The following is a 24,701-nucleotide window of genomic DNA, read 5'->3' as shown; positions in this document are numbered from 1 at the left end:
ACAGTGAACGCTTCCGGGTTTTTTGTTACCTGGGCAGCCGCTATCGCGAGCAAGCTCGCTCCCACAGTGGATTTGTGGCGTTCACAACCCCTTGTGGGAGCGAGCTTGCTCGCGAAGAGGCCGGGACAAGCGCTATCAATCCTGAAGAAGAAACGCCGCCACCTTGCCCGCCGCCGCCTCCAGATGCTGCTCATGACTGAACCCCGACGCCTTCAGCGGCTTGAGGTCATGATCCCCCGCCACCAACCACGACACCTCAATGCTCGGTGACAAGGCGTAGTGCCGCACCGCCTCCCGATTGCCTAACGCATCGCGCTCGCCCTGGACGATCAAGGTCCGGGTCTTCAATGTCGCCAAGTGCTCGACCCGCGGTTTCTCCGGCTTGCCCACCGCATAGAAGGGATAGCCCAGACACACCAGCGCATCCGCGCCCAGTTCATCAGCCAGCAGACTCGCCATTCGCCCACCCATGGATTTACCGCCGATAGCCAACCGCCCAGCGACATAAGGCCGCACCGTGGCGTACACCTCACGCCAGCATTCCAGCAACCTGGGAGCTGGATTGGGTGGGCGTTTTCCACCGTCCAGGCGCCGTTGCGCCATGTAGGGAAACTCGAAGCGCAACACGTTGACCCCATGTGCGGCAAGGCGCGCGGCCATTTCCTCCATGAAGCCACTGTCCATCGGCGCACCCGCACCATGGGCCAGGATCAGGGTGGGCGAGACGACGCCCACGTCCGTTTGCGCGGCCGTCCATAGCCAACCGTGTTCGGCCACGCACCGCGCCCATTGATCCCCGTCAATACTGGCCTTGTGCTGTTTGTCCATGCTTGCCTCGCTTTTAGTCTGCCTATAACTCCAGGCGAAGAACGCCGCACTGCCTTGCGCAGGCGCTCACTTCGGCTGAACCGTGGATGGGGAACCATGAACACTTCTATCAGTACCGCCTACAACTACAAGGTGGTCCGCCAATTCGCCATTATGACGGTGGTGTGGGGCATCGTCGGCATGGGGCTCGGGGTTTTTCTCGCCGCCCAATTGGTCTGGCCTCAGCTCAATTTCGACTTGCCCTGGACCAGCTTCGGCCGCCTGCGCCCGCTGCACACCAACGCGGTGATCTTCGCTTTTGGGGGCTGTGCCCTGTTCGCCAGCTCGTTTTATTCGGTGCAACGCACCTGCCAGACCCAGCTGTTCGCGCCAAAAATCGCCGCGTTCTGCTTCTGGGGCTGGCAACTGGTGATTCTTTTGGCGGCCATCAGCCTGCCACTGGGCTACACCAGTTCCAAGGAATACGCCGAACTGGAATGGCCGATCGACATCCTGATCACCATCGTCTGGGTGGCCTACGCCATCGTGTTCTTCGGCACCGTGGCCAAGCGCAACACCAAGCACATCTACGTCGGTAACTGGTTCTTCGGCGCGTTCATCCTCACCGTGGCGATCCTGCACATCGTCAACAACCTGGAACTGCCGGTGAGCTTCACCAAATCCTACTCGGTGTACGCCGGGGCCACGGATGCGATGGTGCAATGGTGGTATGGCCACAACGCCGTAGGTTTTTTCCTCACTGCGGGCTTCCTGGGGATGATGTACTACTTCGTGCCCAAGCAGGCCGAGCGCCCGGTGTATTCCTATCGCCTGTCCATCGTGCACTTCTGGGCGTTGATCACCCTGTACATCTGGGCCGGTCCGCACCACCTGCACTACACCGCGCTGCCGGACTGGGCACAGTCCCTGGGCATGGTGATGTCGTTGATCCTGCTGGCACCCAGCTGGGGCGGCATGATCAACGGCATGATGACCCTCTCGGGTGCCTGGCATAAGTTGCGCAGCGACCCGATCCTGCGCTTTTTGGTGGTATCGCTGGCGTTCTACGGCATGTCGACCTTCGAAGGGCCGATGATGGCGATCAAGACCGTCAACGCCCTTTCCCACTACACCGACTGGACCATCGGCCACGTGCATGCCGGTGCGCTCGGCTGGGTGGCGATGATTTCCATCGGTGCGCTGTACCACATGATCCCGAAAGTCTTCGGCCGGCCACAGATGCACAGCATCGGCCTGATCAACGCGCACTTCTGGCTCGCGACCATCGGCACGGTGCTGTACATCGCCTCGATGTGGGTCAACGGCATCGCCCAGGGCCTGATGTGGCGCGCTGTGAACGAGGACGGCACGCTCACCTACTCCTTCGTCGAAACCCTGGTGGCCAGCCACCCAGGCTTCGTCGTGCGGCTGGCGGGCGGGTCGATCTTCCTGCTCGGCATGCTGCTGATGGCCTACAACACCTGGCGCACCGTGCGGGCCTACCAGCCTGCCGAAGCCGCCGTTGCCGCGCAGATGGCCTGAGGAGTCCACCATGAAACACGAAACAATCGAAAAAAACGTCGGCCTGCTGATGCTGCTGATGGTCCTGGCCGTGAGCATTGGTGGCCTGACCCAGATCGTGCCGCTGTTCTTCCAGGACGTGACCAACAAGCCGGTGGACGGCATGAAGCCCTACACCGCCCTGCAACTGGAAGGCCGCGACATCTACATCCGTGAAGGCTGCGTCGGCTGCCACTCGCAGATGATCCGTCCGTTCCGTGCCGAGACCGAGCGCTACGGCCACTACTCCGTCGCCGGCGAAAGCGTCTGGGACCACCCATTCCTGTGGGGCTCCAAGCGTACCGGGCCGGACCTGGCACGGGTCGGCGCGCGCTACTCCGATGACTGGCACCGCGCCCACCTGTACAACCCCCGCAACGTCGTGCCCGAGTCGAAAATGCCGGCCTACCCATGGCTGGTAGCCCAGGCGGTGGACAGCAGCCACACCGAAGGCAAGCTGCGCGCCATGCGCACCCTCGGCGTGCCGTACACCGACGACGACATCGCCGGCAGCGTGGCCTCGCTCAAGGGCAAGACCGAAATGGACGCGCTGGTGGCCTACCTGCAAGTGCTCGGCACTGCCATCAAGAGCAAGAGGTGAGCCTGATGTTCTTTGAAATGAGCACTGGAATGATCCGTGGCCTGGGCACCGTCGTGGTGTTCATCGCCTTCATCGGCCTGACCCTGTGGGTATTCAGCAGCAAGCGCGGCCCGGAATTCGCCCAGGCGCGCCTGCTGCCGTTCGCCGACGAACCGCCCGCCGACATCACCCCCCAAGACCCTGCGACAAGGAGCACCCGGCCATGACCACCTTCTGGAGTACGTGGATCTGCGTACTGACCATCGGCAGCCTGATCGGCCTGACCTGGCTGCTGATCGGCACCCGCAAGGGCGAGACCAAGGGCAGCGTCGACCAGACCATGGGCCACAGCTTCGACGGCATCGAGGAGTACGACAACCCGCTGCCGCAGTGGTGGTTCCTGTTGTTCGCCGGCACCCTGGTGTTTTCCGTCGGTTACCTGGTCCTGTATCCGGGCCTGGGCAACTGGAAAGGCATCCTGCCCGGCTACGAGAACGGCTGGACCGGCGCCCATGAATGGGAAAAGGAAATGGCCAAGGCCGACGCCAGGTTCGGGCCGATCTTCGCCAAGTTCGCCGCCATGCCCGTGGAAGAAGTGGCCAAGGACCCGCAGGCCTTGAAGATGGGTGGACGCCTGTTCGCCTCCAACTGCTCGGTCTGCCACGGCTCGGACGCCAAGGGTGCCTTCGGCTTCCCGAACCTGACTGACAGCAACTGGCGCTGGGGTGGCGCCGCCGACACCATCAAGGCGACCATCATGGGCGGCCGCATGGCGGCGATGCCGGCCTGGGGCGAAGTGCTGGGGGACGCCGGGGTCAAGAACGTGGCCGCGTACGTACGCCACGACCTGGCCGGCCTGCCTTTGCCGGCAGACAGCGGTGCCGATCTGCAAGCCGGCCAGCAAGCCTTCAACACCACCTGCGTCGCCTGCCACGGCGCCAATGGCCAAGGGACCGAAGCCATGGGCGCGCCGAACCTGACGCAACCGGCCGGTTTCATCTACGGCACCAGCCTGGCCCAGTTGCAGCAGACCATCCGCCATGGTCGCCAGGGCCACATGCCGGCGCAGAATGAGTTGCTGGGCAATGACAAGGTGCAACTGCTCGCGGCTTACGTCTACAACCTGTCCCAAGAGGCCCGCACCGAGCGCCTGCAAGCGGAACACAAAAGCGAATAAATCCTGACCGCACGAACAGTCGCATTCGTCTGGATGCGGCTGTTTCGTGCCCCTGCGCGACGCATTGTCGCACCCTCCCATCGTCTTCCTTTCGGTTCCCCGGAATCGGGTCTAAGCTTGCCTCTGCGTGCGCTGGCGACTGCCGGTTTCAGGTCGACCCGACCCGATGCGTTCGACAATCGTTCGACAAAAAGGCCGCAAAGGCAGGTGAATACCGGCTGTTGCGACAGTTGCCTGGCATCATCCGAACGCCGTGTTCGAACACACCCCGTTACAACCGACCTGACCCCTCGCCTCTTTCCTTCGTTGCGACATTTTGCCGAGGGCCAATTTTGTCCCTACTCAGCATATGGAAAGGCCGCAGAATCAGCTTTTGAAAGCATTGACCCAGGTCATGGCGCGTTGCAATGACCCCCCGCTTTCTCCATACTTGCGACCGATTTTTATCCTAATAAAACACCCAAACCGTGGAACCTTAGAATGAGCACAGCAATCAGTCCGACTGCTTATAACTATAAGGTAGTCCGCCAGTTCGCCATCATGACGGTGGTCTGGGGGATCCTTGGCATGGGGCTCGGTGTCTTCATCGCCTCGCAACTGGTCTGGCCGGAGTTGAACTTCGATCTGCCATGGACGACATTTGGACGCCTGCGCCCGCTGCACACCAACCTGGTGATCTTCGCCTTCGGTGGTTGTGCGTTGTTTGCCACTTCTTACTACGTCGTGCAGCGAACCTGCCAAACGCGACTGATCTCCGACAGCCTCGCCGCCTTCACCTTCTGGGGCTGGCAAGCGGTCATCGTCGGTGCGATCGTGACCTTGCCGATGGGTTTCACCACCACCAAGGAATACGCGGAACTGGAATGGCCCCTGGCTATCCTGCTGGCCATCGTCTGGGTGACCTACGGTTTGGTGTTCTTCGGCACCATCGTCAAGCGCAAGACCAAGCACATCTACGTCGGTAACTGGTTCTACGGTGCCTTCATCGTCGTGACCGCCATGCTGCACATCGTCAACCACGCCTCCCTGCCGGTCAGCTTCTTCAAGTCGTACTCGGCCTACTCGGGCGCGACCGACGCGATGATCCAGTGGTGGTACGGCCACAACGCCGTGGGTTTCTTCCTGACCACCGGTTTTCTGGGGATGATGTACTACTTCGTGCCGAAACAGGCCGAGCGTCCGATCTATTCCTATCGCCTGTCCATCGTGCACTTCTGGGCGCTGATCACCCTGTACATCTGGGCCGGTCCGCACCACTTGCACTACACCGCACTGCCGGACTGGGCACAGTCCCTGGGCATGGCGATGTCGATCATCCTGCTGGCGCCAAGCTGGGGCGGCATGATCAACGGCATGATGACCCTCTCGGGTGCCTGGCATAAGCTGCGCACCGACCCGATCCTGCGCTTTCTGGTGGTGTCGCTGGCGTTCTACGGCATGTCGACCTTCGAAGGCCCGATGATGGCCATCAAGACCGTCAACTCCCTGAGCCACTACACCGACTGGACCATCGGCCACGTACACGCCGGTGCACTCGGCTGGGTGGCGATGATTTCCATCGGCGCCATCTACCACATGATCCCGAAACTGTTCGGGCGTGCGCAGATGCACAGCACCGGCCTGATCAACGCGCACTTCTGGCTCGCGACCATCGGCACCGTGCTCTACATCGCCTCGATGTGGGTCAACGGCATTACCCAAGGCCTGATGTGGCGTGCGATCAACGACGACGGCACCCTGACCTACTCGTTCGTCGAAGCGCTGCAAGCCAGCCATCCGGGCTATATCGTCCGAGCCCTGGGCGGTGCGTTCTTCGCCAGCGGCATGCTGCTCATGGCCTACAACGTGTACCGCACCGTTCGTGCCTCTGACCCGGCTGAAGCTGAAGCCGCCGCCAAGATCGCCGTAGTTGGAGCTCACTGATGAAGCACGAAGCAGTAGAGAAGAATATCGGCCTGCTGGCCTTCTTCATGGTCATCGCCGTGAGCATCGGCGGCCTGACCCAGATCGTTCCACTGTTCTTCCAGGACGTGACCAACAAGCCGGTCGAAGGCATGAAGCCGCGTACCGCCCTTGAACTGGAAGGCCGCGACATCTACATCGCCAACGGCTGTGTGGGCTGCCACTCGCAGATGATCCGCCCGTTCCGTGCCGAGACCGAACGCTACGGCCACTATTCGGTCGCCGGTGAAAGCGTCTGGGACCACCCGTTCCTGTGGGGTTCCAAGCGTACCGGTCCGGACCTGGCCCGCGTTGGCGGCCGCTACTCCGACGACTGGCACCGTGCGCACTTGTACAACCCGCGCAACGTTGTGCCTGAGTCGAAAATGCCGGCCTACCCGTTTCTCGTAGAAAACAAGCTCGACGGCAAAGACACCGCCAAGAAAATGGAAGTCCTGCGGGCCTTGGGCGTGCCTTACACCGACGAAGACATCGCCGGTGCCAGGGATGCCGTCAAGGGCAAGACTGAAATGGACGCGCTGGTGGCCTATCTGCAAGGCCTGGGCACCATCATCAAAAGCAAACGGTGATCTGGATGGATATCGGGATGATTCGTGGCCTGGGCACCGTCGTCGTGATGGTGGCCTTTATCGGCCTGGCCTTGTGGGTGTTCAGCCCCAAGCGCAAGTCGGAGTTTGACGACGCGACCTTGCTGCCATTCGCGGATGATCCCGAGGCCATCAAGCACGTCGAGCAAGCTTCTAGGAGTAACAAAGAATGACTACGTTCTGGAGTCTGTACGTCACAGTCCTCAGTCTGGGTACGATCTTCGCCCTGACCTGGCTGCTGCTGTCGACCCGCAAGGGCCAGCGCAGCGAAGCCACCGAAGAGACGGTTGGCCACTCCTTCGACGGGATCGAGGAGTACGACAACCCGCTGCCGAAATGGTGGTTCATGTTGTTCGTGGGCACCATCGTGTTCGCCCTCGGTTACCTCGCGCTCTACCCTGGCCTGGGCAACTGGAAAGGCCTGCTGCCAGGCTATAACTACCTGGACAACGAAAAGCAGACCGCCTTCGCCAACGGCCAGACCGGCTGGACAGGCGTTCACGAGTGGGAAAAGGAAATGGCTCGCTCGGACGCCAAGTTCGGTCCGATCTTCGCCAAGTTCGCCTCCATGCCGATCGAAGAAGTCGCCAAGGACCCGCAAGCCCTGAAGATGGGTGGCCGCCTGTTCGCCTCCAACTGCTCGGTCTGCCACGGTTCCGACGCCAAGGGTGCCTATGGCTTCCCCAACCTGACCGACGCCGACTGGCGCTGGGGCGGTGAGCCGGAAACCATCAAGACCACCATCATGGGCGGCCGTCACGCCGTGATGCCGGGCTGGGCTGCCGTGGTGGGCGAACAAGGCGTGGCCGACGTGGCTTCCTACCTGGTGACCAGCCTGCACGGTCGCAAGCTGCCGGAAGGCGCCAAGGCCGACCCGGCCAACGGCCAGAAACTGTTCGCGGCCAACTGCGTGGCCTGCCACGGTCCTGCCGGCAAGGGCACGCCCGCCATGGGCGCACCTGACCTGACGCATCCAGGGGCGTTCATCTACGGTTCGAGTTTCGCCCAACTGCAGCAGACCATCCGCTACGGTCGCCAGGGCCAGATGCCTGCTCAGGCCGACCTGCAAGGCAACGACAAGGTCCACCTGTTGGCCGCCTATGTCTACAGCCTGTCTCACGGCGAAAAGGCACCTGCGGCTGACGCCCAGTAAAGCCAACGCCTGATGTACCCAAGGCCCCGTCAACCAGCGTTGACGGGGCCTTTTTGTTTGCCGGTGCGAGGACGACATTGTTTTATCTTGCCCGCAAACAGCAGTGGTAGTAACGTGCCTACATTCAGCTCTATCGAGGACGCCGCCATGTCCATCACCACTATTTCCAGCCGCGAATTCAACCACGACACAAGTGGTGCCAAAAAAGCCACCCGCCAGGGGCCGGTCATCATTACCGACCGTGGCAAGCCGGCCCATGTGCTGCTAAGCATTGAGGAGTACCAGAAACTGACCGGCATCGGCACCAGCATTGTCGAGTTGCTGGTCATGCCCGACACGCCGGATATTGATTTCGATACCGAACGTGCTGTCATCTCTCCTCGACCGGTGGACCTGTCCTGATGTACCTGCTCGACACTAACGTCATCTCGGAACTGCGCAAGCCTCAAGCCGATAAGAACGTACAGGCCTGGGCGCGTGGCGTGCCCGCCCCCAGCCTTTACCTCTCGGCGATTACCGTATTGGAATTGGAAACCGGCGTGTTGCGCTTCGAACGCAAGGACCCGGTGCAAGGCAGCCGCCTGCGCGCATGGCTGGACAACCATGTCATGCCCTCCTTCGCCGGAAGAATCCTGGCGGTCGACCGCGCCGTCGCGCTGCGCTGCGCTCGCCTGCACGTTCCGGATCGCAGCAATGAATGCGATGCACTGATTGCCGCCACTGCGTTGGTTCACGGACTGACCGTAGTCACCCGCAACGTGAATGATTTCCAGAGCAGCGGTGTGGTGGTGCTCAACCCCTGGTCATCCAATCCACCCGCTTGAGACGGCAGCTCCTACAATAGTCAATTGATCTGGGTCATGACTTGTTACATCCGCTACACCATTCTGTGCAGACGCCCAACGCGACCAAAGGTCGCACCCTTGAGCCAGAGCGACAGGCGTATCATTGCGCCACTGCAATACCCTTTCTGACCGAGGTTGGCACGCACTGGCCCCGGCACTTTTCCACTGCCGTGGGATGCAATTGATGAGCAACCAGATTCCGGTACATGACGTTACCCCGCCTGCCAAGGACGCGAACAAAAGCGTCGACCTGTATGCCTCTCGGGAAAAAATCTACACCCGCGCCTTCACCGGCCTGTTCCGTAACCTGCGGATGCTGGGCGGAGCGTTCCTGTTCCTGCTGTATTTCGGTACGGTCTGGTTGAACTGGGGCGGCCACCAGGCCGTCTGGTGGAACCTGCCGGAACGCAAGTTCTTCATTTTCGGTGCGACGTTCTGGCCCCAGGATTTCATCCTGCTGTCGGGGATGCTGATCATTGCGGCATTTGGCCTGTTCTTCATCACGGTCTATGCCGGACGGGTGTGGTGCGGCTACACCTGCCCACAAAGCGTATGGACCTGGATCTTCATGTGGTGCGAAAAAGTCACCGAAGGCGACCGCAACCAGCGCATCAAGCTCGACAAGGCCCCCATGGGCGCCAACAAATTCCTGCGCAAGTTCGCCAAGCACAGCCTGTGGTTGCTGATCGGCTTCGTCACCGGCATGACCTTCGTCGGTTACTTCACGCCGATCCGCGAACTGGTGTTCGAGTTCTTTACCGGCCAGGCCGATGGCTGGTCGTATTTCTGGGTCGGTTTCTTCACCCTGGCCACCTACGGCAATGCCGGCTGGCTGCGTGAGCAGGTGTGCATCTACATGTGCCCTTACGCGCGCTTCCAAAGCGTGATGTTCGACAAGGACACCTTGATCGTGTCCTACGACCCGCGTCGCGGCGAAAGCCGTGGCCCGCGCAAGAAAGGTGTGGACTACAAGGCCCTGGGCCTGGGGGACTGCATCGATTGCACCATGTGCGTCCAGGTCTGCCCGACCGGCATCGACATTCGCGACGGCCTGCAGATCGAATGCATCGGCTGTGCAGCCTGCATCGACGCCTGCGACAGCATCATGGACAAGATGGACTACCCGCGCGGCCTGATCAGCTACACCACCGAACACAACCTCTCGGGGCAGAAAACCCATAAACTGCGTCCGCGCCTGATTGGCTATGCCCTGGTGCTGCTGGCCATGATCAGCCTGTTGGTGACGGCGTTCTTCATGCGCTCGCTGGTGGGTTTCGATGTCAGCAAGGACCGCGTGCTGTATCGCGAAAACGCCGAGGGCCGGATCGAGAACGTCTACAGCCTGAAGATCATGAACAAGGACCAGCGCGACCATACGTACGTCCTGGACGCCGCCGGCCTGCCCGACCTCAAGCTGCAAGGCCGTCGGGAAATCAAGGTCGCGGCCGGCGAGATCTACAGCCAGCCGTTCGAACTGTCCAGCGCGCCGGAGCAACTGCCATCGAGCACCAACGAGGTGACGTTCATCCTCAAGGACGCCGATGACGAAAGCGTACATGTCGAAGCCAAGAGCCGGTTCATCGGCCCACAAACTCGTTGAGAGAAATGAACATGCCTGCAGCAACCGCCACCAGCCCTTGGTACAAGCACCTCTGGCCGTGGATCATCATCGCGATCCTGAGCTGTTCGGTGACACTGAGCCTGACGATGGTGACCATTGCGGTGAAGAACCCGGACAACCTGGTCAACGACAACTATTACGAAGCCGGCAAGGGCATCAACCGCTCGCTGGAGCGCGAACTGCTGGCTCAGACCCTGCAACTGCATGCCAACGTGCAACTGGATGACGTGACCGGCGAAGTGAACCTGCGCCTGAACGGCAACAGCCGCCCCCAGACCCTGGAACTGAGCCTGATCTCGCCGACCCAGCCGGAGAAGGACCGCAAGATCGTCCTGACCCGCAACGACAGCGAACCGGGGCGCTACATCGGCCAGTTGACGGACAAGGTCGAAGGCCGGCGCTTTGTCGAATTGCTGGGGGTGGAGAACGACAAGACCTGGCGCCTGTTCGAAGAAGAACAGATCAACCATGACCAGGCCATCCTGCTCGGTGATGAACCGCTGCAAGGCGCTGAAGACCTGAAGAAGTAAATCGCTTCTCTGTGGCGAGGGAGCTTGCTCCCGCTGGGTCGCGAAGCGGCCCCGTTCTTCGTGTGGCCGGCTCACCCGATTACGACTGCTACGCAGCCGAACGGGAGCAAGCTCCCTCGCCACAACAGCGACCATAAACCAGCAACAAAAAGGCCTTCATGCGACAACCATGACCACTCCACAGCCCTGCTACCACTGCGCCCTGCCCGTCCCCCCTGGCAGTCGCTTCACCGCCGTTGTCCTCGGTGAAACCCGCGAGCTGTGCTGCCCGGGCTGCCAGGCGGTGGCCGAGGCCATTGTCGCCGGTGGCCTGGAAAGCTATTACCTGCATCGCAGTGAAGCGTCGGCCAATCCCGAGACCCTGCCCGTCCAGCTGATCGATGAACTGGCGCTGTACGATCGCCCGGACGTGCAGCAGTCGTTCGTGCGTCATGAGGGCGAATTGGCCGAAACCACCCTGTTGATGGAAGGCATCAGTTGCGCCGCCTGCGGCTGGTTGATCGAAAAACAGCTGCGCAGCCTGCCAGCCGTGGCCGAGGCGCGGTTGAACCTGTCCAATCATCGCCTGCATGTGCGCTGGGCCGACGCCCAGTTGCCGCTGAGCACGCTGCTCGCCGAGTTGCGCCAGATCGGCTACGTCGCCCACCCGTACCAGGCCGACCAGGCGTGCGAACAGCTCGCCGCACAAAACCGCCTGGCCCTGCGCCAGTTGGGCGTGGCCGGTCTGTTGTGGTTCCAGGCGATGATGGCGACGATGGCCACCTGGCCGGAATTCAACATCGACCTGAGCCCGGAGATGCACACCATCCTGCGCTGGGTCGCCTTGTTTCTCACCACGCCCATCGTGTTCTACAGCTGCGCGCCGTTCTTCAAAGGCGCCATGCGCGACCTGCGCACCCGCCACCTGACCATGGACGTTTCGGTGTCCCTGGCTATTGGCAGCGCCTACATTGCCGGGATCTGGACGTCGATCACCGGCGTTGGCGAGTTGTACTTCGATGCCGTGGGCATGTTCGCCCTTTTCCTGCTGGCCGGCCGTTACCTGGAGCGCCGGGCCCGGGAGCGCACCGCCGCCGCCACCGCCCAACTGGTCAATCTGTTACCGGCCTCGTGCCTGCGCCTGGCGGACGATGGCCAGAGCGAACGCATCCTGCTCAGCGAATTGCGCACCGGTGACCGGGTGCTGGTGCATCCCGGGGCGGTCCTGCCGGCTGACGGCAGAATCCTCGAGGGGCAGTCCAGCATCGACGAATCCCTGCTGACCGGTGAATACCTGCCCCAACCTCGGCAGGCGGGCGATGCGGTCACCGCGGGCACACTGAACGTCGAAGGCGCCTTGACCGTCGAGGTGCTGGCCCTCGGGCAAGACACCCGGTTGTCGGCCATCGTTCGCCTGCTGGAACGGGCCCAGGCCGAGAAACCGCGATTGGCGGAGATCGCCGATCACGCCGCCCAGTGGTTCCTGCTGTTCTCTCTGGTCGCGGCGGCGGCCATCGGCCTGTTGTGGTGGCAACTGGATGCCTCGCGGGCCTTCTGGATCGTCCTGGCGATGCTGGTCGCCACTTGCCCCTGTGCATTGTCCCTCGCCACGCCGACCGCCCTCACCGCAGCCACCGGCACCCTGCACAAACTGGGCCTGCTGCTCACGCGCGGCCATGTACTGGAGGGCCTGAACCAGATCGACACGGTCATTTTCGACAAGACCGGCACCCTCACCGAAGGCCGCCTGGCGTTGCGCGCCATTCGGCCACTGGCGGCCCTCGACAGCGATCACTGCCTGGGCTTGGCGGCGGCCCTGGAAAACCGCTCGGAACACCCCATCGCCCGTGCTTTTGGCCGCGCGCCAATGGCCGCCGAGCAGGTGCACAGCACCCCGGGGCTGGGGCTGGAAGGCCTCGTGGCCGAACAACGCCTGCGCATCGGCCAGCCCGGCTTTGTCTGCGAACTGAGCGGCGCCGCCATACCGCAGATGCCGGACGAAGCCGGGCAATGGCTGTTGCTGGGCGATGAGCTTGGGCCGCTGGCCTGGTTCGTCCTCGATGACCGCTTGCGCGCCGACGCCCCGGCGCTGCTGGCGGCCTGCAGGGCGCGGGGCTGGCGAACGCTGCTACTGTCGGGCGACAGTTCGCCGATGGTTGCCAGCGTCGCCGCCGAACTGGGTATCGATGAGGCCCGGGGCGGCCTGCGCCCGGACGACAAACTGGCGGTGTTGCAGCAGTTGCACCAACAGGGCCGCAAGGTGCTGATGCTCGGCGATGGCGTGAACGACGTGCCCGTGCTGGCGGCGGCGGACATCAGTGTCGCCATGGGCTCGGCCACCGATCTGGCCAAGACCAGCGCCGACGCCGTGCTGCTGTCCAACCGCCTCGACGCCCTGATCCACGCCTTCGACCTGGCTCGGCGCACTCGCCGGGTGATCGTCGAGAACCTGGTGTGGGCAGGGCTGTACAATGGCCTCATGTTGCCGTTCGCCGCCCTCGGCTGGATTACACCGGTGTGGGCCGCGGTCGGCATGTCCATCAGTTCGTTGACCGTGGTGTTGAATGCCCTGAGGCTGACGCGTCAGCCCAAGGCGCAGGTTTTCACCGCCACGCCCGATACCCGCCCGCTGCCGGCCTGAGCCGCGCGGGCATGGAGTTCCAACATGCCAGCTCTTTACGTGATGATCCCGGCCGCGCTGCTGATCGTGGCCATCGCCGTGTACATTTTCTTCTGGGCCGTGGACAGCGGACAGTACGACGACCTCGACGGTCCAGCCCATAGCATCCTGTTCGACGATCAGGACCCGAACCACAAGGCGGCGGTGGACGAAGCCAGTGGCGAGGTCCGCAAGCCGGACGACAAGGCCCCACCCCATGCTTGAGCTGGCGCCACTGCTGGTTTCGGCCGTTATCCTTGGTCTGCTGGGCGGCGGTCATTGCCTGGGCATGTGCGGCGGCCTGATGGGCGCCCTGACCCTGGCGATTCCCAAGGACCAGCGCAGCCGCCGCTTTCGGTTGTTGCTGGCGTACAACCTGGGGCGAATCCTGAGCTATGCCACCGCCGGCCTGCTGATCGGCCTGGCCGGTTGGGCCGTGTCCAACAGTCCTGCAGCGATGATCATGCGGGTGCTGGCCGGCTTGCTGTTGATTGCCATGGGCCTGTACCTGGCGGGTTGGTGGAGCGGCCTAACCCGCATCGAAAGCGTGGGGCGTGGCTTGTGGCGGCACATCCAACCTGTCGCCAACCGCTTGCTGCCGGTGTCGAGCCTGCCCCGGGCCTTGCTGCTCGGTGCCCTATGGGGCTGGCTGCCGTGCGGGTTGGTCTACAGCACCCTGCTATGGTCCGCCAGCCAGGGCAATGCCCTGGACAGCGCCCTGCTGATGCTCGCCTTCGGCCTGGGCACCTGGCCGGTGCTGCTCGCCACTGGCCTGGCCGCCGAGCGCATCACCGCCCTGCTGCGCAAACGCAGCGTGCGCATGGCCGGTGGGCTGTTGGTGATTGTTTTCGGAATCTGGACATTGCCGGGGCCGCATCAGCATTGGCTCATGGGCCATTGACCGAGTCGCCCCCATCGCGAGCAAGCTCGCTCCCACAGGCACCGCCGAGCAAATGTGAGAGCGAGCTTGCTCGCGATGAGGCCATCATCGACAACATCCATGCCCTGTTGACACAAATCAAGACCACCCCGCGCCTACCCCCCTAGACTCGCCCCATGCCAGCCTACCCGGGGAACACCCGCATGCTCGACGCCATCCGTTGGGACTCAGACCTGATCCGCCACTACGACCTGGCGGGACCACGCTACACCTCGTACCCGACTGCGGCGCAGTTCGGCGGCCAGGTGGGCACCTTCGACCTGCTCCATGCCCTGCGTGACAGCCGCAAGGCGCGACGGCCACTGTCGGTGTATGTGCACGTGCCGTTCTGCGCGAACATCTGCTACTACTGCGCCTGCAACAAAGTCATCACCAAGGACCGTGGCCGCGCCCACGCCTATCTGCAACGCCTGGAACAGGAAATCCAGCTGATCGGCTGCCACCTGGACCCTGCCCAGCCCATGGAACAGTTGCACTTTGGTGGCGGCACCCCGACATTCCTCAGCCACGACGAGCTGCGCCAACTGATGGCCACGCTGCGCAAGCACCTCAACCTGCTGGACGACGATTCCGGCGACTACGGCATCGAGATCGATCCCCGGGAGGCCGACTGGTCGACCATGGGGCTTTTGCGTGAACTGGGGTTCAATCGGGTCAGCATCGGCCTGCAAGACCTTGACCCGGCGGTGCAGCGTGCCGTCAATCGCCCGCAAAGCCTGGAAGAAACCCGCGCAGTGGTCGAAGCTGCCCGAACCTTGCAATTCCGGTCAATCAACATTGACCTGATCTACGGACTGCCCAAGCAGACTCCGGACAACTTCGCCCGCACCGTCGAGGAGGTCATCCGCCTGCAACCGGACCGGCTCTCGGTGTTCAATTACGCCCACTTGCCGGAACGCTTCATGCCCCAGCGGCGCATCAACAGCCAGGACTTGCCGAACCCGGAGCAGAAACTGGCGATGCTGCAGGGCACCATCGAACAACTGACCGCCGCCGGCTACCGCTACGTGGGCATGGACCACTTCGCCCTGCCCGACGACGAGTTGGCCATTGCCCAGGAAGAGGCCACGTTGCAGCGCAATTTCCAGGGCTATACCACCCATGGCCATTGCGACCTGATCGGCCTCGGCGTATCGGCCATCAGCCAGATCGGCGACCTGTACTGCCAGAACAGCAGCGACCTGAACCATTACCAGAACACCCTCGCCGACGGGCAACTGGCGACCAGTCGCGGCTGGGTATGCAACGCCGACGACCGGCTGCGGCGTGCGGTGATCCAGCAATTGATTTGTCATTTCAACCTGGTCTTCGCCGAGATCGAGCAAACCTTCAATATCGATTTTGGCGGATATTTTGCGCCGCTGTGGCCGCAATTGCAGGCCATGGCCAAGGACGGTCTGATCGAGCTCGACAACACGCACATCAAAGTCCTGCCCGCCGGGCGCCTGCTGGTGCGATCCGTGTGCATGGTCTTCGATGCCTATCTGGAGCAGCACAACCGGCAGCGCTTCTCTCGGGTTATCTGAGCGCGACAATTTGACGATGAAACCGCACTGGCCGGAGTGTCTACGCTGGGGTACCCTTACGGCTTATGTGTGTTTTCCCACAAGGATTGAAGAAATGTCCGAGCCAGTCAAACTGCGCGCCCACAACCAGGCCCACTGCAAGGATTGCAGCCTGGCTCCCCTGTGCCTGCCACTTTCATTGAATCTGGAGGACATGGAGGCGCTGGACGAAATCGTTAAACGGGGCCGTCCGTTGAAAAAAGGTGAATTCCTGTTCCGCCAGGGTGACACCTTCGATTCCGTCTACGCGGTGCGCTCGGGCGCCTTGAAAACCTTTAACCTGAGCGATGGCGGCGAAGAGCAGCTCACCGGCTTCCACCTGCCCAGCGAACTGGTGGGCCTGTCCGGCATGGACACCGAGAGCCATCCCGTCTCGGCCCAGGCGCTGGAAACCACCTCGGTGTGCGAAATCCCCTTCGACCGCCTGGACGAGCTGGCCATACAGTTGCCGCAACTGCGTCGCCAGTTGATGCGGGTCATGAGCCGGGAAATCCGTGACGATCAGCAGATGATGCTGCTGCTCTCGAAAAAAACCGCCGACGAGCGCATCGCCACGTTCCTGGTCAACCTCTCGGCACGCTTCCGCGCCCGCGGGTTCTCGGCCAACCAGTTCCGCCTGAGCATGTCGCGCAATGAAATCGGCAATTACCTGGGCCTGGCGGTGGAAACCGTGTCCCGGGTGTTCACCCGTTTCCAGCAGAACGAATTGATTGCCGCCGAAGGCAAGGAAATTCACATCCTCGACCCGATCCAGCTCTGCGCCCTGGCCGGCGGCTCGATCGACGGCTGATGGACGAGCGCGGCTGAGGGATTTGCCCCGCCGCGCTATACTGCCGCGTTTGCAGCCCTGCCAGGACACCTCCACGATGGTCTTTGACTCCTTCGACATCAAATCCCTGATCCGCCCCGTGATCGACTTCCCCAAGCCCGGCGTGATCTTTCGCGACATTACCCCACTGTTCCAATCCCCGACCGCCCTGCGCCTGGTCATGGACAGTTTCGCCCACCGCTATGTCGAGGCCGAGTTCACGCACATTGGCGCGATGGATGCCCGCGGTTTCCTGATCGGTTCGATCCTGGCCTATCAGTTGAACAAACCGCTGGTCTTGTTCCGCAAGCAAGGCAAGCTGCCGGCCGACGTACTGGCCGAGGGATACCAGACCGAATACGGCGAAGCCTTCCTTGAAGTGCATGCCGACAGCCTGTGCGAGGGGGATTCGGTGGTGATGTTCGATGACCTGATCGCCACCGGTGGCACGCTGATCGCCGCCGCCAACCTGATTCGCCGCATGGGCGCCAAGGTGCACGAGGCCGCAGCGATCATTGACTTGCCGGAACTGCTCGGCTCCCAGCGCCTGGAAGACATGGGGATCCCGACGTTCTGCCTGACGCAGTTCTCCCTCAGCGAAAAATAACGCTCACTACGAAACCTAATGTGGGAGCGGGCTTGCTCGCGAAAGCGGCGTATCAGTTAGCCCTTAGGTTGACTGACACCCCGCTTTCGCGAGCAAGCTCGCTCCCACAGGGTATGGGGTAGCGGCTACAACGCGATCGGCTTACGCCCCGCAAACGAATGCGCCAGCGTCCCGCCATCAACCAGTTCCAGCTCGCCGCCCAAAGGCACGCCGTGGGCGATGCGGGAGGCGACCAGGCCTTTGTTGTTCAACAGTTGGGCGATGTAATGGGCGGTGGCTTCGCCTTCGACCGTCGGGTTGGTGGCGAGGATGACTTCGGTGAACGTGCCCGCCTCTTCGATCCGCGCGATCAACTGTGGAATGCCGATGGCTTCCGGCCCCAAGCCGTCGAGCGGGGACAAATGGCCCTTGAGCACGAAATAACGGCCACGAAAACCGGTCTGCTCCACCGCATACACATCCATCGGCCCCTCCACTACGCAGAGCAAGGTGTCGTCCCGACGCGGGTCGGCACATTGCGGGCAGAGGTCGTCTTCGGTGAGGGTGCGGCATAAGCGGCAATGTCCTACGCCTTCCATGGCCTGGCTCAGGGCCTGGGCCAGGCGTGAACCGCCGCTGCGATCACGCTCGAGCAATTGCAACGCCATGCGCTGGGCAGTTTTCTGACCCACACCCGGCAACGTTCGCAGGGCATCGATCAGTTGGCGAATCAAAGGGCTGAAGCTCATGGAGGAAATGTCCGACATAACAACGAGACGCGGTTTATACCCGCGCCTCCGGTTAGCGTCAAATACTCAATCCTGCGCGACCCGCACCACCAACTTGCCGAAGTTGCGCCCTTCCAACAGGCCGATAAACGCCTGTGGCGCATTCTCCAACCCATCGACCACGTCCTCGCGGAACTTGACCTTGCCATCGCGCACCCAAGGGGCCATGGCACTGATGAACTCCGGCTGACGGTCACCGTAGTCGTCAAACACGATAAACCCCTGGATCCGCACGCGCTTGGTCAGCAAGGTGCGCTGCAGCTGCGGCAAGCGATCCGGGCCGCTCGGTGCTTGATGATCGTTGTAGGAGGCGATCAGGCCACAGAGCGGGATCCTCGCCTTGGCGTTGAGCAACGGCACGACGGCATCGAAGACCTTGCCGCCGACGTTTTCGTAATAGATATCGATGCCCTTGTCACAGGCTCGCGCCAGTTCCTCGGCAAAATTGGCGCTCTTGTGATCGACACAGGCATCGAAGCCCAGCTCATCGACCACGTACTTGCATTTCTCGCTGCCGCCCGCGACCCCGACGACACGCAGGCCCTTGATCTTCGCCACCTGGCCGACCACCGAGCCCACGGCACCCGAGGCGGCCGCGACCACCAGGGTTTCCCCGGCCTTGGGCTGGCCAATGTCCATCAGCCCCATGTAAGCGGTCATGCCCGGCATGCCCAGTACCCCCAAGGCCATCGAGGGGCTGGGCAGCCCGGAGGGAATGGGCATCACGTTGCGTCCGTCGCTGATGCTGTGGCTCTGCCAACCCGTGGCGCCCACCACCAGATCACCCTCCTGGAATTTCGGGTGCATCGAACGCTCCACGCGGCTGACAGCGCCGCCGGTCATCACCTCATCGATTTCCACCGGCGCGGCGTAGGAAGGTGCATCGCTCATTCGCCCACGCATGTAAGGGTCCAGGGACAGAAACAGCGTCTTGAGCAGGATCTGCCCTTGCGCCAGGTCCGGCAGGGTCACCTGCTCCAGGCGGAAATTCTCCGGGGTCGGGGCGCCGTGGGGGCGAGAGGCCAGGACGATGCGCTGGCTGGTGGTCGATGCTTGTGACATGGAAGCGTCTCCTTGATCGTTGAGTGGCACGTATAGGGAGCAGACCATGGCCGAGGGGGCGGCGTTCGATGTTTGTTCGGTTGGACCGCAGGGGTCGCATCGCGAGCAAGCTCGCTCCCACATAGGACCTGCGACGAACCTCACAATTGAGGAACACTTCAATCCAGTGTGGGAGCGAGCTTGCTCGCGATAGCGGCCGGACATCCAACGCTGTATCTGGGCCAGAAATAAAAATGCCAGGCGCGATGCCTGGCATTGTGTGTAGCCCATCCCGACCGGGATGGCGAATCAGAACGGCAGTTTCATGCCCGGTGGCAGTTGCATGCCAGCGGTCATGCCGGACATCTTGTCCTGGCTGTTGGCTTCGATCTTGCGCACCGCGTCATTGACGGCGGCGGCGAACAGGGCTTCGAGCATTTCCTTGTCATCTTCACTCAGGCCTTCGACCACGCTTGGGTCGATGCTGACACGCTTGATGTCGTGACGACCGGTCATGACCACGGTCACCATGTCGCCACCGGATTTGCCGGTGACTTCGGCGTTGGCCAGTTCTTCCTGCATCTTGGCCATTTTTTCCTGCATCTGCTGCGCCTGCTTCATCAGGCCGGCCATGCCACCTTTCATCATGGGAATCACCTCGAAAGTACTTGGATAAACAACACGCCCGGCCCGTTCGGCCCGGCGCCTTCAGTTATGAGCCCTGGGTGACCGGGGCCTCGACAGGTTCGATAGTATCGTGACGGACCACGGCGCCGAACTGTTGCATCATCTGCTGGATGAATGGATCACCGTGGATCGACTCCTCGGCTTCGCGCTGACGGTCGGCACGGCGGCGGGACGCGGCCTGGGCCGGCGTCTCCTGCTCGGGCTTGATCAGCTCGATGGTCAGCGTCAGAGTGCGCTGGTGGTACTGGTTCAGTGCATCGTTGAGGCGTCGTTGCTGGGTCGCATTGAACAGTGCGCTGTGGGCCGGGTCCAGGTGCAGCAGCCAGTGGTCGCCTTCCACGGCCATCAGCGTGCAGTTGGCGGCGATGCTGCCGGTCATGCCGCTGATCGGCAGTTTAGGGACCAGTTCCAGCCATTGCAGGGCCAGCCCGGTGGCCGGCATCGCCGCCGGTTCCGGCTCGGGCTCCGGGGTCGGCTCAGCGGCGTGCTCGCTGGCCAGGTCGTCCAGGTAGCTGTACGCCGAATCCATGTCCGGCTCGATGTAATCCTCATCCAGCGGCGGCTCGTCGTCCAGGTCGATGCCCGGCGTGGCGATATCGACGTCGGCCACCGTCGGCTCGGGCACGGGCGCTGCGACCCATTCCGGCGCATCGGGCACCACGCTGTCGGGCGTTGGCAGGGGCATCGGCGGCAACTCGGGCTGCTCGGCGACGGTTTCCAACACGGGCTCGACGACCGGCTGCTGGACCACTTGCGGCTCGACCGGGTCGTTCCAAGGCAGGTCGACGACTTCTTCGGCGACAGGCTCGGGCAGCGCCTCGACGACCGGCTCGGGTTCCGGCTCGGGCGTCGCGACAACAGGCGCCGGCACCGGCTGGGCTACAGGTGCCACCGCTGCCGGAGCCGAAGCCACTGGCTTGGCGGAATCAGCTGTGGCCTGGCTGATCCCCACTGGCTTTAGCGTTTGCCTCGGGGCGTCCGCCGTGTCGGCTGGCCGGAAAGCCAGCATTCGCAGCAGGACCATTTCGAAGCCGCCTCGCGGATCCGGTGCCAGGGGCAGGTCACGACGGCCGATCAGGCCCATCTGGTAATAGAACTGCACGTCTTCGGCCGGCAGCGCCTGGGCCAGGGCCAGTACGCGATCACGGTCGCCATGGCCGTTGTCGACGCCTTCGGGCAGGGCCTGGGCAATGGCGACGCGGTGCAGCACGTTGAGGATTTCCGAAAGTACGCCATTCCAGTCGGGCCCCTGCTCGGCCAGGTGACGCACCGCCTCGAGCAACGCCTTGGCATCGCCTTCGATCAGTGCATGCAGGACGTCATAGACCTGGCCGTGATCGAGGGTGCCGAGCATGGCCCGGACATCGGCGGCCATCACCTTGCCTTCACCGAAAGCGATGGCCTGGTCGGTCAGGCTCATGGCATCGCGCATCGAACCATCGGCGGCGCGACCCAGCAGCCACAACGCGTCGTCTTCAAATGGCACGTTCTCGACGCTCAATACGTGGGTCAGGTGCTCGACCACCCGCTCCGGCGTCATGTTTTTCAGGGAGAACTGCAGGCACCGCGACAAAATCGTTGCAGGAAGTTTCTGCGGATCGGTGGTCGCCAGGATGAACTTGACGTAGGGCGGCGGTTCTTCGAGGGTCTTGAGCAGCGCATTGAAGGAATGGCTGGAGAGCATGTGCACTTCGTCGATCAGGTAGACCTTGAAGCGCCCACGGCTCGGGGCGTACTGCACGTTGTCGAGCAGTTCGCGGGTGTCTTCGACCTTGGTGCGGCTGGCGGCGTCGATCTCGATCAGGTCGACGAAGCGCCCCTCGTCGATTTCCCGGCAGACCGAACACTCGCCACAAGGCGCCGAAGTGATACCGGTTTCACAGTTCAGGCACTTGGCAATAATCCGCGCGATGGTGGTCTTGCCCACGCCCCGGGTACCGGTGAACAGGTAGGCGTGGTGCAGCCGCTGGCTGTCCAAGGCATTGATCAGAGCCTTGAGCACATGGGTCTGGCCGACCATTTCGCGGAACGAGCGCGGACGCCATTTACGTGCAAGAACCTGATAACTCATCGAAAACCGTCGCAACGAAGGAACATAAGCGGCTAATGCTAGCGGAGCAGGGGCGAAATTGCATCCGGTGCGCTCGTCTAATGTGACTAAGCTAGGCCAGGGGCTCGTTGTCGACACGGTTTTTTACACAGTCAGGAGAGTTTATGCGCTCAGCCATGGGGGCTTTGCTGTTGTTGAGTACCGGTTGTCTTGCCGAGGAAGGCCCCTTGCGTTTCGCCATTACCGACGGCTGGTCGATGCCCATGGCGCAGATCGAACGAGGCCGCCCGACCCAGGGCATCATTCCCGACATCATGACCAGCCTGGCGACCCAGATAGGAAAGCCGGCGCAATTCCACGTCCTCTCCCGCGCCCGGCTCGACGGTGCCATGCAACACGGTGAGATCGACATGCGTTGCTATGTCAGCCCTGACTGGGTGAAGGACAACAGTGATTATCTGTGGAGCATCCCGTTGTTTTTCCAACGTGACCTGCTCGTCGCCACGGCAAGCGCATCAGCGACGGTAACGCCAATAACGCTGTCGCCCCAACCCATCGGCACGGTGCTCGGCTATAGCTACCCGACCTTGCAACCCTTGTTCGACGCCGGTCAACTGCGTCGCGATGATGCCCGCAGCCAGGAACAAGTGCTGGCGAAACTGCTGGCCGGGCGTTATCGCTATGGGATCAGTAACCAATGGGCGCTGGATTGGTTCAATCAACGTCATACCGCTGATCGTCAACTCTTTGAGGTGGCTGTCCTGCAGGAACAGCTGTTGAGCTGTTATGTGCGCAACGATCCGAACATTCCCGCACAACGCATTCTGAGGACATTGCTGAACATGAAGACGTCCGGGGAAATTGACGCGATCATCCAGCTCTACACCGGCCGCAGTGAAGCACCGCGGGCCGAGAGCGAGGCGTCCTCGCCCTGATCGCCTGGCCGCTGCCGCCATTGCGACGGCGGGACGAACCCCTGCACCCAGCCGGGTATCTGTTCGGGCGGCATGGGCCGGGCGATGAAATAACCTTGTGCCACCTCGCAGCCCAGGCTCAGCAGCAGTTGGCCATGCTCCAGGCTGTCCAGCCCTTCGGCGACCACCTCGCGGCCAAACGCCCGAGCCAGGCCGATCACCGCTTCGGTCAGCGCCAGGTCGTCGCGATCATCGAGAATGTCGCGCACGAAGGTCTTGTCGATCTTGATGGTTTGCGTGCGCAGGTGCTTGAGGTCGTTGAGCGAGCAGTAGCCGGTGCCGAAACCGCCCAGGGAAAAGCCCACGCCCAGCGCCTGGCATGCCTGGAGGCAGGCGCTGACGTGGGCCAGGTTCTCCACGGCGACGGACTCGACAATCTGCAGATCCAACAGCCGTGGCGGCACCGTCGAATGCCGCTCCAACACCTGTCGCAGCCGCTCGACAAAATCCGCCCGCTGGAAATGCCGCGCCGAGATATTGATACTCACCGGCCAGCCCTGCCCCGCTTGCTGCCATTGTTGCAACTGGGTCAAGACCTGTTCCATGACCCATTCGCCGATCTCGACGATCAGGTCAGTCTCCTCCGCCAGGGGCAAGAATTCCCGAGGCGGCACCAGGCCACGTTGCGGATGTTTCCAGCGCAGCAGCGCCTCCAGGCCGACCACGGTGCCATGACGCATATTGACCTTGGGCTGGAAATGCAGCCGCAGTTCATTATCGGCCAGTGCCTGGCGGACCCGCTCGACCGTCTGGTAAGTGGCCCGCACCTCCTTGTCCCGGGACACATCGAACAAGTGGAAACGATTGCGACCGCTTTGCTTGACCACGTACATCGCCTGGTCGGCGTGACGCAACAAGGTCTCGGCGTCTTCGTTGTCCCACGGGAACAACGTGACGCCGATACTGGCGAAAACCTTGATGTCCTTGCCGTCAATGGCATACGGCATCGAGACGGCGATCAACACCCGGTTCAACGCGGCATGCAGCTCTTCCATCCCACGTACATGGCGCAACACCAGCACGAATTCGTCCCCGCCCAGCCGCGCCACCACGTCCTCGCCACGCACAATGCTGCGCAGGCGCCTGGCGACCTCCACCAACAGTCGATCGCCGCTGGCGTGACCATAGCCATCATTGACCGCCTTGAAGCCATCAAGGTCGAGCATGCACACCGCCAGGGGCAGGTTTTCCGCTCGGGAAAACTCCAGGGCCTGGTCCAGCAGATCCGACAGATAAGTACGATTGGGCAGACCGGTCAGCACATCGTGACCGACCCGCCATTGCAACGAATGCAGCAGGCGGCGCTTTTCGCTGACGTCGAAGCGAATCGCCAGGTAGCGCTCGATCTGGCCTGTCTGGTCGTCGATCACCGGCACCAGGGTGGTGTCGACCCAGTGCAGCGTACCGTCCTTGGCCCGATTGCAGATTTCCCCTTTCCAGACCTGGCCCAGGGCAATGGTGCGCCACATGGCGCTGAAGAACTCGCCAGGGTGCTGGCCGGAATTGAGCAGACGATGGTTCGCGCCCAGCAGTTCATTGCGCCGGTAACCGAAAAGGCTGCAAAATTGATCGTTGACGTAGGTGATGCACCCGCTCAGATCGGTCTCGGAAAAAATCGCGGCGGCGTCAACGGCCCTGCGGTACTTCTTATCCATCGAAGCAGTCATCCATGAGTCAGGCTCATTTGTCGCGCGCGGTTGCACCGCCTTCAAGACAGGCGAAATCAACTAGGCTCAAACACTCTGAGAGAAGCTGGAGCGCGAGCCCTGGTGATACCGAGGGAGAGCTTCAGCCCTTGCCTT

General features: G+C 62.4%; 25 protein-coding genes. 19 read left to right on the top strand and 6 right to left on the bottom strand.

Annotated elements, in window-relative coordinates; translation table 11 throughout:
• Nucleotides 1-135 precede the first annotated feature (135 nt).
• Nucleotides 136-828, bottom strand: coding sequence for an alpha/beta family hydrolase (locus BM321_RS01410; protein ID WP_092441293.1), 693 nt, complete (start codon nucleotides 826-828; stop codon nucleotides 136-138).
• A 96-nt stretch (nucleotides 829-924) separates the two neighbouring features.
• Between BM321_RS01410 and ccoN (BM321_RS01405) the strand changes: the two genes are divergently transcribed.
• The 18 genes from ccoN (BM321_RS01405) to BM321_RS01320 all read left to right on the top strand — a co-directional run bounded on the left by ccoN (BM321_RS01405) (nucleotide 925) and on the right by BM321_RS01320 (nucleotide 17,380).
• The gene (gene ccoN, locus BM321_RS01405; protein WP_092326940.1) at nucleotides 925-2,349 is read left to right on the top strand and encodes a cytochrome-c oxidase, cbb3-type subunit I; all 1,425 of its coding nucleotides are present in this window, start codon (nucleotides 925-927) and stop codon (nucleotides 2,347-2,349) included.
• Between the two features lie 10 nt (nucleotides 2,350-2,359).
• Nucleotides 2,360-2,968 (top strand): cytochrome-c oxidase, cbb3-type subunit II, encoded by a 609-nt coding sequence (ccoO, locus tag BM321_RS01400; protein ID WP_053120686.1) that lies wholly within the window; start codon nucleotides 2,360-2,362, stop codon nucleotides 2,966-2,968.
• Nucleotides 2,969-2,973: 5 nt separating this feature from the next.
• Nucleotides 2,974-3,174 (top strand): cbb3-type cytochrome oxidase subunit 3, encoded by a 201-nt coding sequence (locus tag BM321_RS01395; RefSeq protein WP_060743060.1) that lies wholly within the window; start codon nucleotides 2,974-2,976, stop codon nucleotides 3,172-3,174.
• Nucleotides 3,171-4,124, top strand: a complete 954-nt coding sequence (ccoP, locus tag BM321_RS01390; protein WP_092441292.1) for a cytochrome-c oxidase, cbb3-type subunit III — start codon at nucleotides 3,171-3,173, stop codon at nucleotides 4,122-4,124. Before BM321_RS01395 ends, ccoP (BM321_RS01390) begins: the two co-directional genes overlap by 4 nt.
• 480 nt (nucleotides 4,125-4,604) lie before the next feature.
• Entirely contained in the window at nucleotides 4,605-6,047 is a 1,443-nt protein-coding gene (ccoN, locus tag BM321_RS01385) for a cytochrome-c oxidase, cbb3-type subunit I (protein ID WP_092197383.1), read from the top strand.
• Nucleotides 6,047-6,655 (top strand): cytochrome-c oxidase, cbb3-type subunit II, encoded by a 609-nt coding sequence (gene ccoO, locus BM321_RS01380; protein ID WP_092197385.1) that lies wholly within the window; start codon nucleotides 6,047-6,049, stop codon nucleotides 6,653-6,655. The genes ccoN (BM321_RS01385) and ccoO (BM321_RS01380) overlap by 1 nt, the downstream gene beginning before the upstream one ends.
• A 5-nt stretch (nucleotides 6,656-6,660) precedes the next feature.
• The gene (locus BM321_RS01375) at nucleotides 6,661-6,846 is read left to right on the top strand and encodes a CcoQ/FixQ family Cbb3-type cytochrome c oxidase assembly chaperone (RefSeq protein WP_003183474.1); all 186 of its coding nucleotides are present in this window, start codon (nucleotides 6,661-6,663) and stop codon (nucleotides 6,844-6,846) included.
• Nucleotides 6,843-7,826: a cytochrome-c oxidase, cbb3-type subunit III gene (ccoP, locus tag BM321_RS01370; protein WP_092197387.1), complete on the top strand. Its 984-nt coding sequence runs from the start codon at nucleotides 6,843-6,845 to the stop codon at nucleotides 7,824-7,826. Before BM321_RS01375 ends, ccoP (BM321_RS01370) begins: the two co-directional genes overlap by 4 nt.
• Nucleotides 7,827-7,973: 147 nt before the next feature.
• Nucleotides 7,974-8,228: a type II toxin-antitoxin system Phd/YefM family antitoxin gene (locus BM321_RS01365; RefSeq protein WP_060738429.1), complete on the top strand. Its 255-nt coding sequence runs from the start codon at nucleotides 7,974-7,976 to the stop codon at nucleotides 8,226-8,228.
• The gene (locus BM321_RS01360) at nucleotides 8,228-8,650 is read left to right on the top strand and encodes a type II toxin-antitoxin system VapC family toxin (protein ID WP_092441291.1); all 423 of its coding nucleotides are present in this window, start codon (nucleotides 8,228-8,230) and stop codon (nucleotides 8,648-8,650) included. Before BM321_RS01365 ends, BM321_RS01360 begins: the two co-directional genes overlap by 1 nt.
• 205 nt (nucleotides 8,651-8,855) lie before the next feature.
• Nucleotides 8,856-10,271 (top strand): cytochrome c oxidase accessory protein CcoG, encoded by a 1,416-nt coding sequence (gene ccoG, locus BM321_RS01355; protein WP_092252714.1) that lies wholly within the window; start codon nucleotides 8,856-8,858, stop codon nucleotides 10,269-10,271.
• Nucleotides 10,272-10,282: 11 nt separating this feature from the next.
• Entirely contained in the window at nucleotides 10,283-10,822 is a 540-nt protein-coding gene (locus BM321_RS01350) for a FixH family protein (protein WP_092253024.1), read from the top strand.
• Nucleotides 10,823-10,991: 169 nt separating this feature from the next.
• Nucleotides 10,992-13,442, top strand: a complete 2,451-nt coding sequence (locus BM321_RS01345; RefSeq protein WP_092441290.1) for a heavy metal translocating P-type ATPase — start codon at nucleotides 10,992-10,994, stop codon at nucleotides 13,440-13,442.
• Between the two features lie 24 nt (nucleotides 13,443-13,466).
• Entirely contained in the window at nucleotides 13,467-13,685 is a 219-nt protein-coding gene (gene ccoS / locus BM321_RS01340; RefSeq protein WP_092326950.1) for a cbb3-type cytochrome oxidase assembly protein CcoS, read from the top strand.
• The gene (locus BM321_RS01335) at nucleotides 13,678-14,361 is read left to right on the top strand and encodes a sulfite exporter TauE/SafE family protein (protein WP_092441289.1); all 684 of its coding nucleotides are present in this window, start codon (nucleotides 13,678-13,680) and stop codon (nucleotides 14,359-14,361) included. The genes ccoS and BM321_RS01335 overlap by 8 nt, the downstream gene beginning before the upstream one ends.
• Before the next feature lie 182 nt (nucleotides 14,362-14,543).
• Complete coding sequence (hemN, locus tag BM321_RS01330) at nucleotides 14,544-15,926, top strand: oxygen-independent coproporphyrinogen III oxidase (RefSeq protein WP_092441288.1); 1,383 nt, start codon at nucleotides 14,544-14,546, stop codon at nucleotides 15,924-15,926.
• A 94-nt stretch (nucleotides 15,927-16,020) separates the two neighbouring features.
• Nucleotides 16,021-16,755, top strand: a complete 735-nt coding sequence (gene fnr / locus BM321_RS01325; protein ID WP_072407872.1) for a fumarate/nitrate reduction transcriptional regulator Fnr — start codon at nucleotides 16,021-16,023, stop codon at nucleotides 16,753-16,755.
• A 76-nt stretch (nucleotides 16,756-16,831) separates the two neighbouring features.
• On the top strand, nucleotides 16,832-17,380 hold the full coding sequence (locus BM321_RS01320; protein ID WP_003183509.1) for an adenine phosphoribosyltransferase: 549 nt from the start codon (nucleotides 16,832-16,834) through the stop codon (nucleotides 17,378-17,380).
• 125 nt (nucleotides 17,381-17,505) lie between these two features.
• On the opposite strand, the gene recR is transcribed toward BM321_RS01320, so the two are convergent.
• The 4 genes from recR to dnaX all read right to left on the bottom strand — a co-directional run bounded on the left by recR (nucleotide 17,506) and on the right by dnaX (nucleotide 21,946).
• Nucleotides 17,506-18,108: a recombination mediator RecR gene (gene recR / locus BM321_RS01315; protein WP_060743061.1), complete on the bottom strand. Its 603-nt coding sequence runs from the start codon at nucleotides 18,106-18,108 to the stop codon at nucleotides 17,506-17,508.
• Between the two features lie 66 nt (nucleotides 18,109-18,174).
• Nucleotides 18,175-19,209, bottom strand: a complete 1,035-nt coding sequence (locus BM321_RS01310; RefSeq protein WP_092441287.1) for an NADP-dependent oxidoreductase — start codon at nucleotides 19,207-19,209, stop codon at nucleotides 18,175-18,177.
• 288 nt (nucleotides 19,210-19,497) lie between these two features.
• A complete protein-coding gene (locus BM321_RS01305) occupies nucleotides 19,498-19,836 on the bottom strand; it encodes a YbaB/EbfC family nucleoid-associated protein (protein WP_003183512.1) in 339 nt (112 codons plus the stop codon).
• 64 nt (nucleotides 19,837-19,900) lie between these two features.
• Nucleotides 19,901-21,946, bottom strand: coding sequence for a DNA polymerase III subunit gamma/tau (gene dnaX, locus BM321_RS01300; RefSeq protein WP_092441286.1), 2,046 nt, complete (start codon nucleotides 21,944-21,946; stop codon nucleotides 19,901-19,903).
• A 143-nt stretch (nucleotides 21,947-22,089) separates the two neighbouring features.
• Between dnaX and BM321_RS01295 the strand changes: the two genes are divergently transcribed.
• Nucleotides 22,090-22,860: a substrate-binding periplasmic protein gene (locus tag BM321_RS01295; protein WP_092441285.1), complete on the top strand. Its 771-nt coding sequence runs from the start codon at nucleotides 22,090-22,092 to the stop codon at nucleotides 22,858-22,860.
• Here BM321_RS01295 and BM321_RS01290 read toward each other — a convergent pair.
• Nucleotides 22,806-24,554, bottom strand: a complete 1,749-nt coding sequence (locus BM321_RS01290) for a putative bifunctional diguanylate cyclase/phosphodiesterase (protein WP_092441284.1) — start codon at nucleotides 24,552-24,554, stop codon at nucleotides 22,806-22,808. The two genes, BM321_RS01295 and BM321_RS01290, sit on opposite strands and share 55 nt — an antisense overlap.
• Nucleotides 24,555-24,701 lie beyond the last annotated feature (147 nt).

Origin of the sequence: Pseudomonas sp. NFIX10 (genome assembly GCF_900111955.1) — a bacterium.
GTDB classification, from domain to species: Bacteria; Pseudomonadota; Gammaproteobacteria; order Pseudomonadales; family Pseudomonadaceae; genus Aquipseudomonas; species Aquipseudomonas fluorescens_AA.
Note: the sequence above shows the minus strand (reverse complement) of the source record. Positions and strands in the feature narration are given on the sequence as shown.

Bases quoted from the DNA above. Each gene is read 5' to 3' on its own strand.
- BM321_RS01360 (WP_092441291.1), top strand. From the start codon at position 8,228: ATGTACCTGCTCGACACTAACGTCATCTCGGAACTGCGCAAGCCTCAA.
- BM321_RS01375 (WP_003183474.1), top strand. From the start codon at position 6,661: ATGGATATCGGGATGATTCGTGGCCTGGGCACCGTCGTCGTGATGGTG.
- BM321_RS01295 (WP_092441285.1), top strand. From the start codon at position 22,090: ATGCGCTCAGCCATGGGGGCTTTGCTGTTGTTGAGTACCGGTTGTCTT.
- BM321_RS01350 (WP_092253024.1), top strand. From the start codon at position 10,283: ATGCCTGCAGCAACCGCCACCAGCCCTTGGTACAAGCACCTCTGGCCG.
- ccoP (WP_092441292.1), top strand. From the start codon at position 3,171: ATGACCACCTTCTGGAGTACGTGGATCTGCGTACTGACCATCGGCAGC.
- BM321_RS01395 (WP_060743060.1), top strand. From the start codon at position 2,974: ATGTTCTTTGAAATGAGCACTGGAATGATCCGTGGCCTGGGCACCGTC.
- ccoO (WP_053120686.1), top strand. From the start codon at position 2,360: ATGAAACACGAAACAATCGAAAAAAACGTCGGCCTGCTGATGCTGCTG.
- hemN (WP_092441288.1), top strand. From the start codon at position 14,544: ATGCTCGACGCCATCCGTTGGGACTCAGACCTGATCCGCCACTACGAC.
- ccoG (WP_092252714.1), top strand. From the start codon at position 8,856: ATGAGCAACCAGATTCCGGTACATGACGTTACCCCGCCTGCCAAGGAC.
- recR (WP_060743061.1), bottom strand. From the start codon at position 18,108: ATGAGCTTCAGCCCTTTGATTCGCCAACTGATCGATGCCCTGCGAACG.
- BM321_RS01365 (WP_060738429.1), top strand. From the start codon at position 7,974: ATGTCCATCACCACTATTTCCAGCCGCGAATTCAACCACGACACAAGT.
- ccoS (WP_092326950.1), top strand. From the start codon at position 13,467: ATGCCAGCTCTTTACGTGATGATCCCGGCCGCGCTGCTGATCGTGGCC.
- ccoN (WP_092197383.1), top strand. From the start codon at position 4,605: ATGAGCACAGCAATCAGTCCGACTGCTTATAACTATAAGGTAGTCCGC.
- BM321_RS01310 (WP_092441287.1), bottom strand. From the start codon at position 19,209: ATGTCACAAGCATCGACCACCAGCCAGCGCATCGTCCTGGCCTCTCGC.
- BM321_RS01290 (WP_092441284.1), bottom strand. From the start codon at position 24,554: ATGGATAAGAAGTACCGCAGGGCCGTTGACGCCGCCGCGATTTTTTCC.
- BM321_RS01335 (WP_092441289.1), top strand. From the start codon at position 13,678: ATGCTTGAGCTGGCGCCACTGCTGGTTTCGGCCGTTATCCTTGGTCTG.
- ccoO (WP_092197385.1), top strand. From the start codon at position 6,047: ATGAAGCACGAAGCAGTAGAGAAGAATATCGGCCTGCTGGCCTTCTTC.
- BM321_RS01305 (WP_003183512.1), bottom strand. From the start codon at position 19,836: ATGATGAAAGGTGGCATGGCCGGCCTGATGAAGCAGGCGCAGCAGATG.
- BM321_RS01320 (WP_003183509.1), top strand. From the start codon at position 16,832: ATGGTCTTTGACTCCTTCGACATCAAATCCCTGATCCGCCCCGTGATC.
- BM321_RS01345 (WP_092441290.1), top strand. From the start codon at position 10,992: ATGACCACTCCACAGCCCTGCTACCACTGCGCCCTGCCCGTCCCCCCT.
- ccoN (WP_092326940.1), top strand. From the start codon at position 925: ATGAACACTTCTATCAGTACCGCCTACAACTACAAGGTGGTCCGCCAA.
- BM321_RS01410 (WP_092441293.1), bottom strand. From the start codon at position 828: ATGGACAAACAGCACAAGGCCAGTATTGACGGGGATCAATGGGCGCGG.
- dnaX (WP_092441286.1), bottom strand. From the start codon at position 21,946: ATGAGTTATCAGGTTCTTGCACGTAAATGGCGTCCGCGCTCGTTCCGC.
- fnr (WP_072407872.1), top strand. From the start codon at position 16,021: ATGTCCGAGCCAGTCAAACTGCGCGCCCACAACCAGGCCCACTGCAAG.
- ccoP (WP_092197387.1), top strand. From the start codon at position 6,843: ATGACTACGTTCTGGAGTCTGTACGTCACAGTCCTCAGTCTGGGTACG.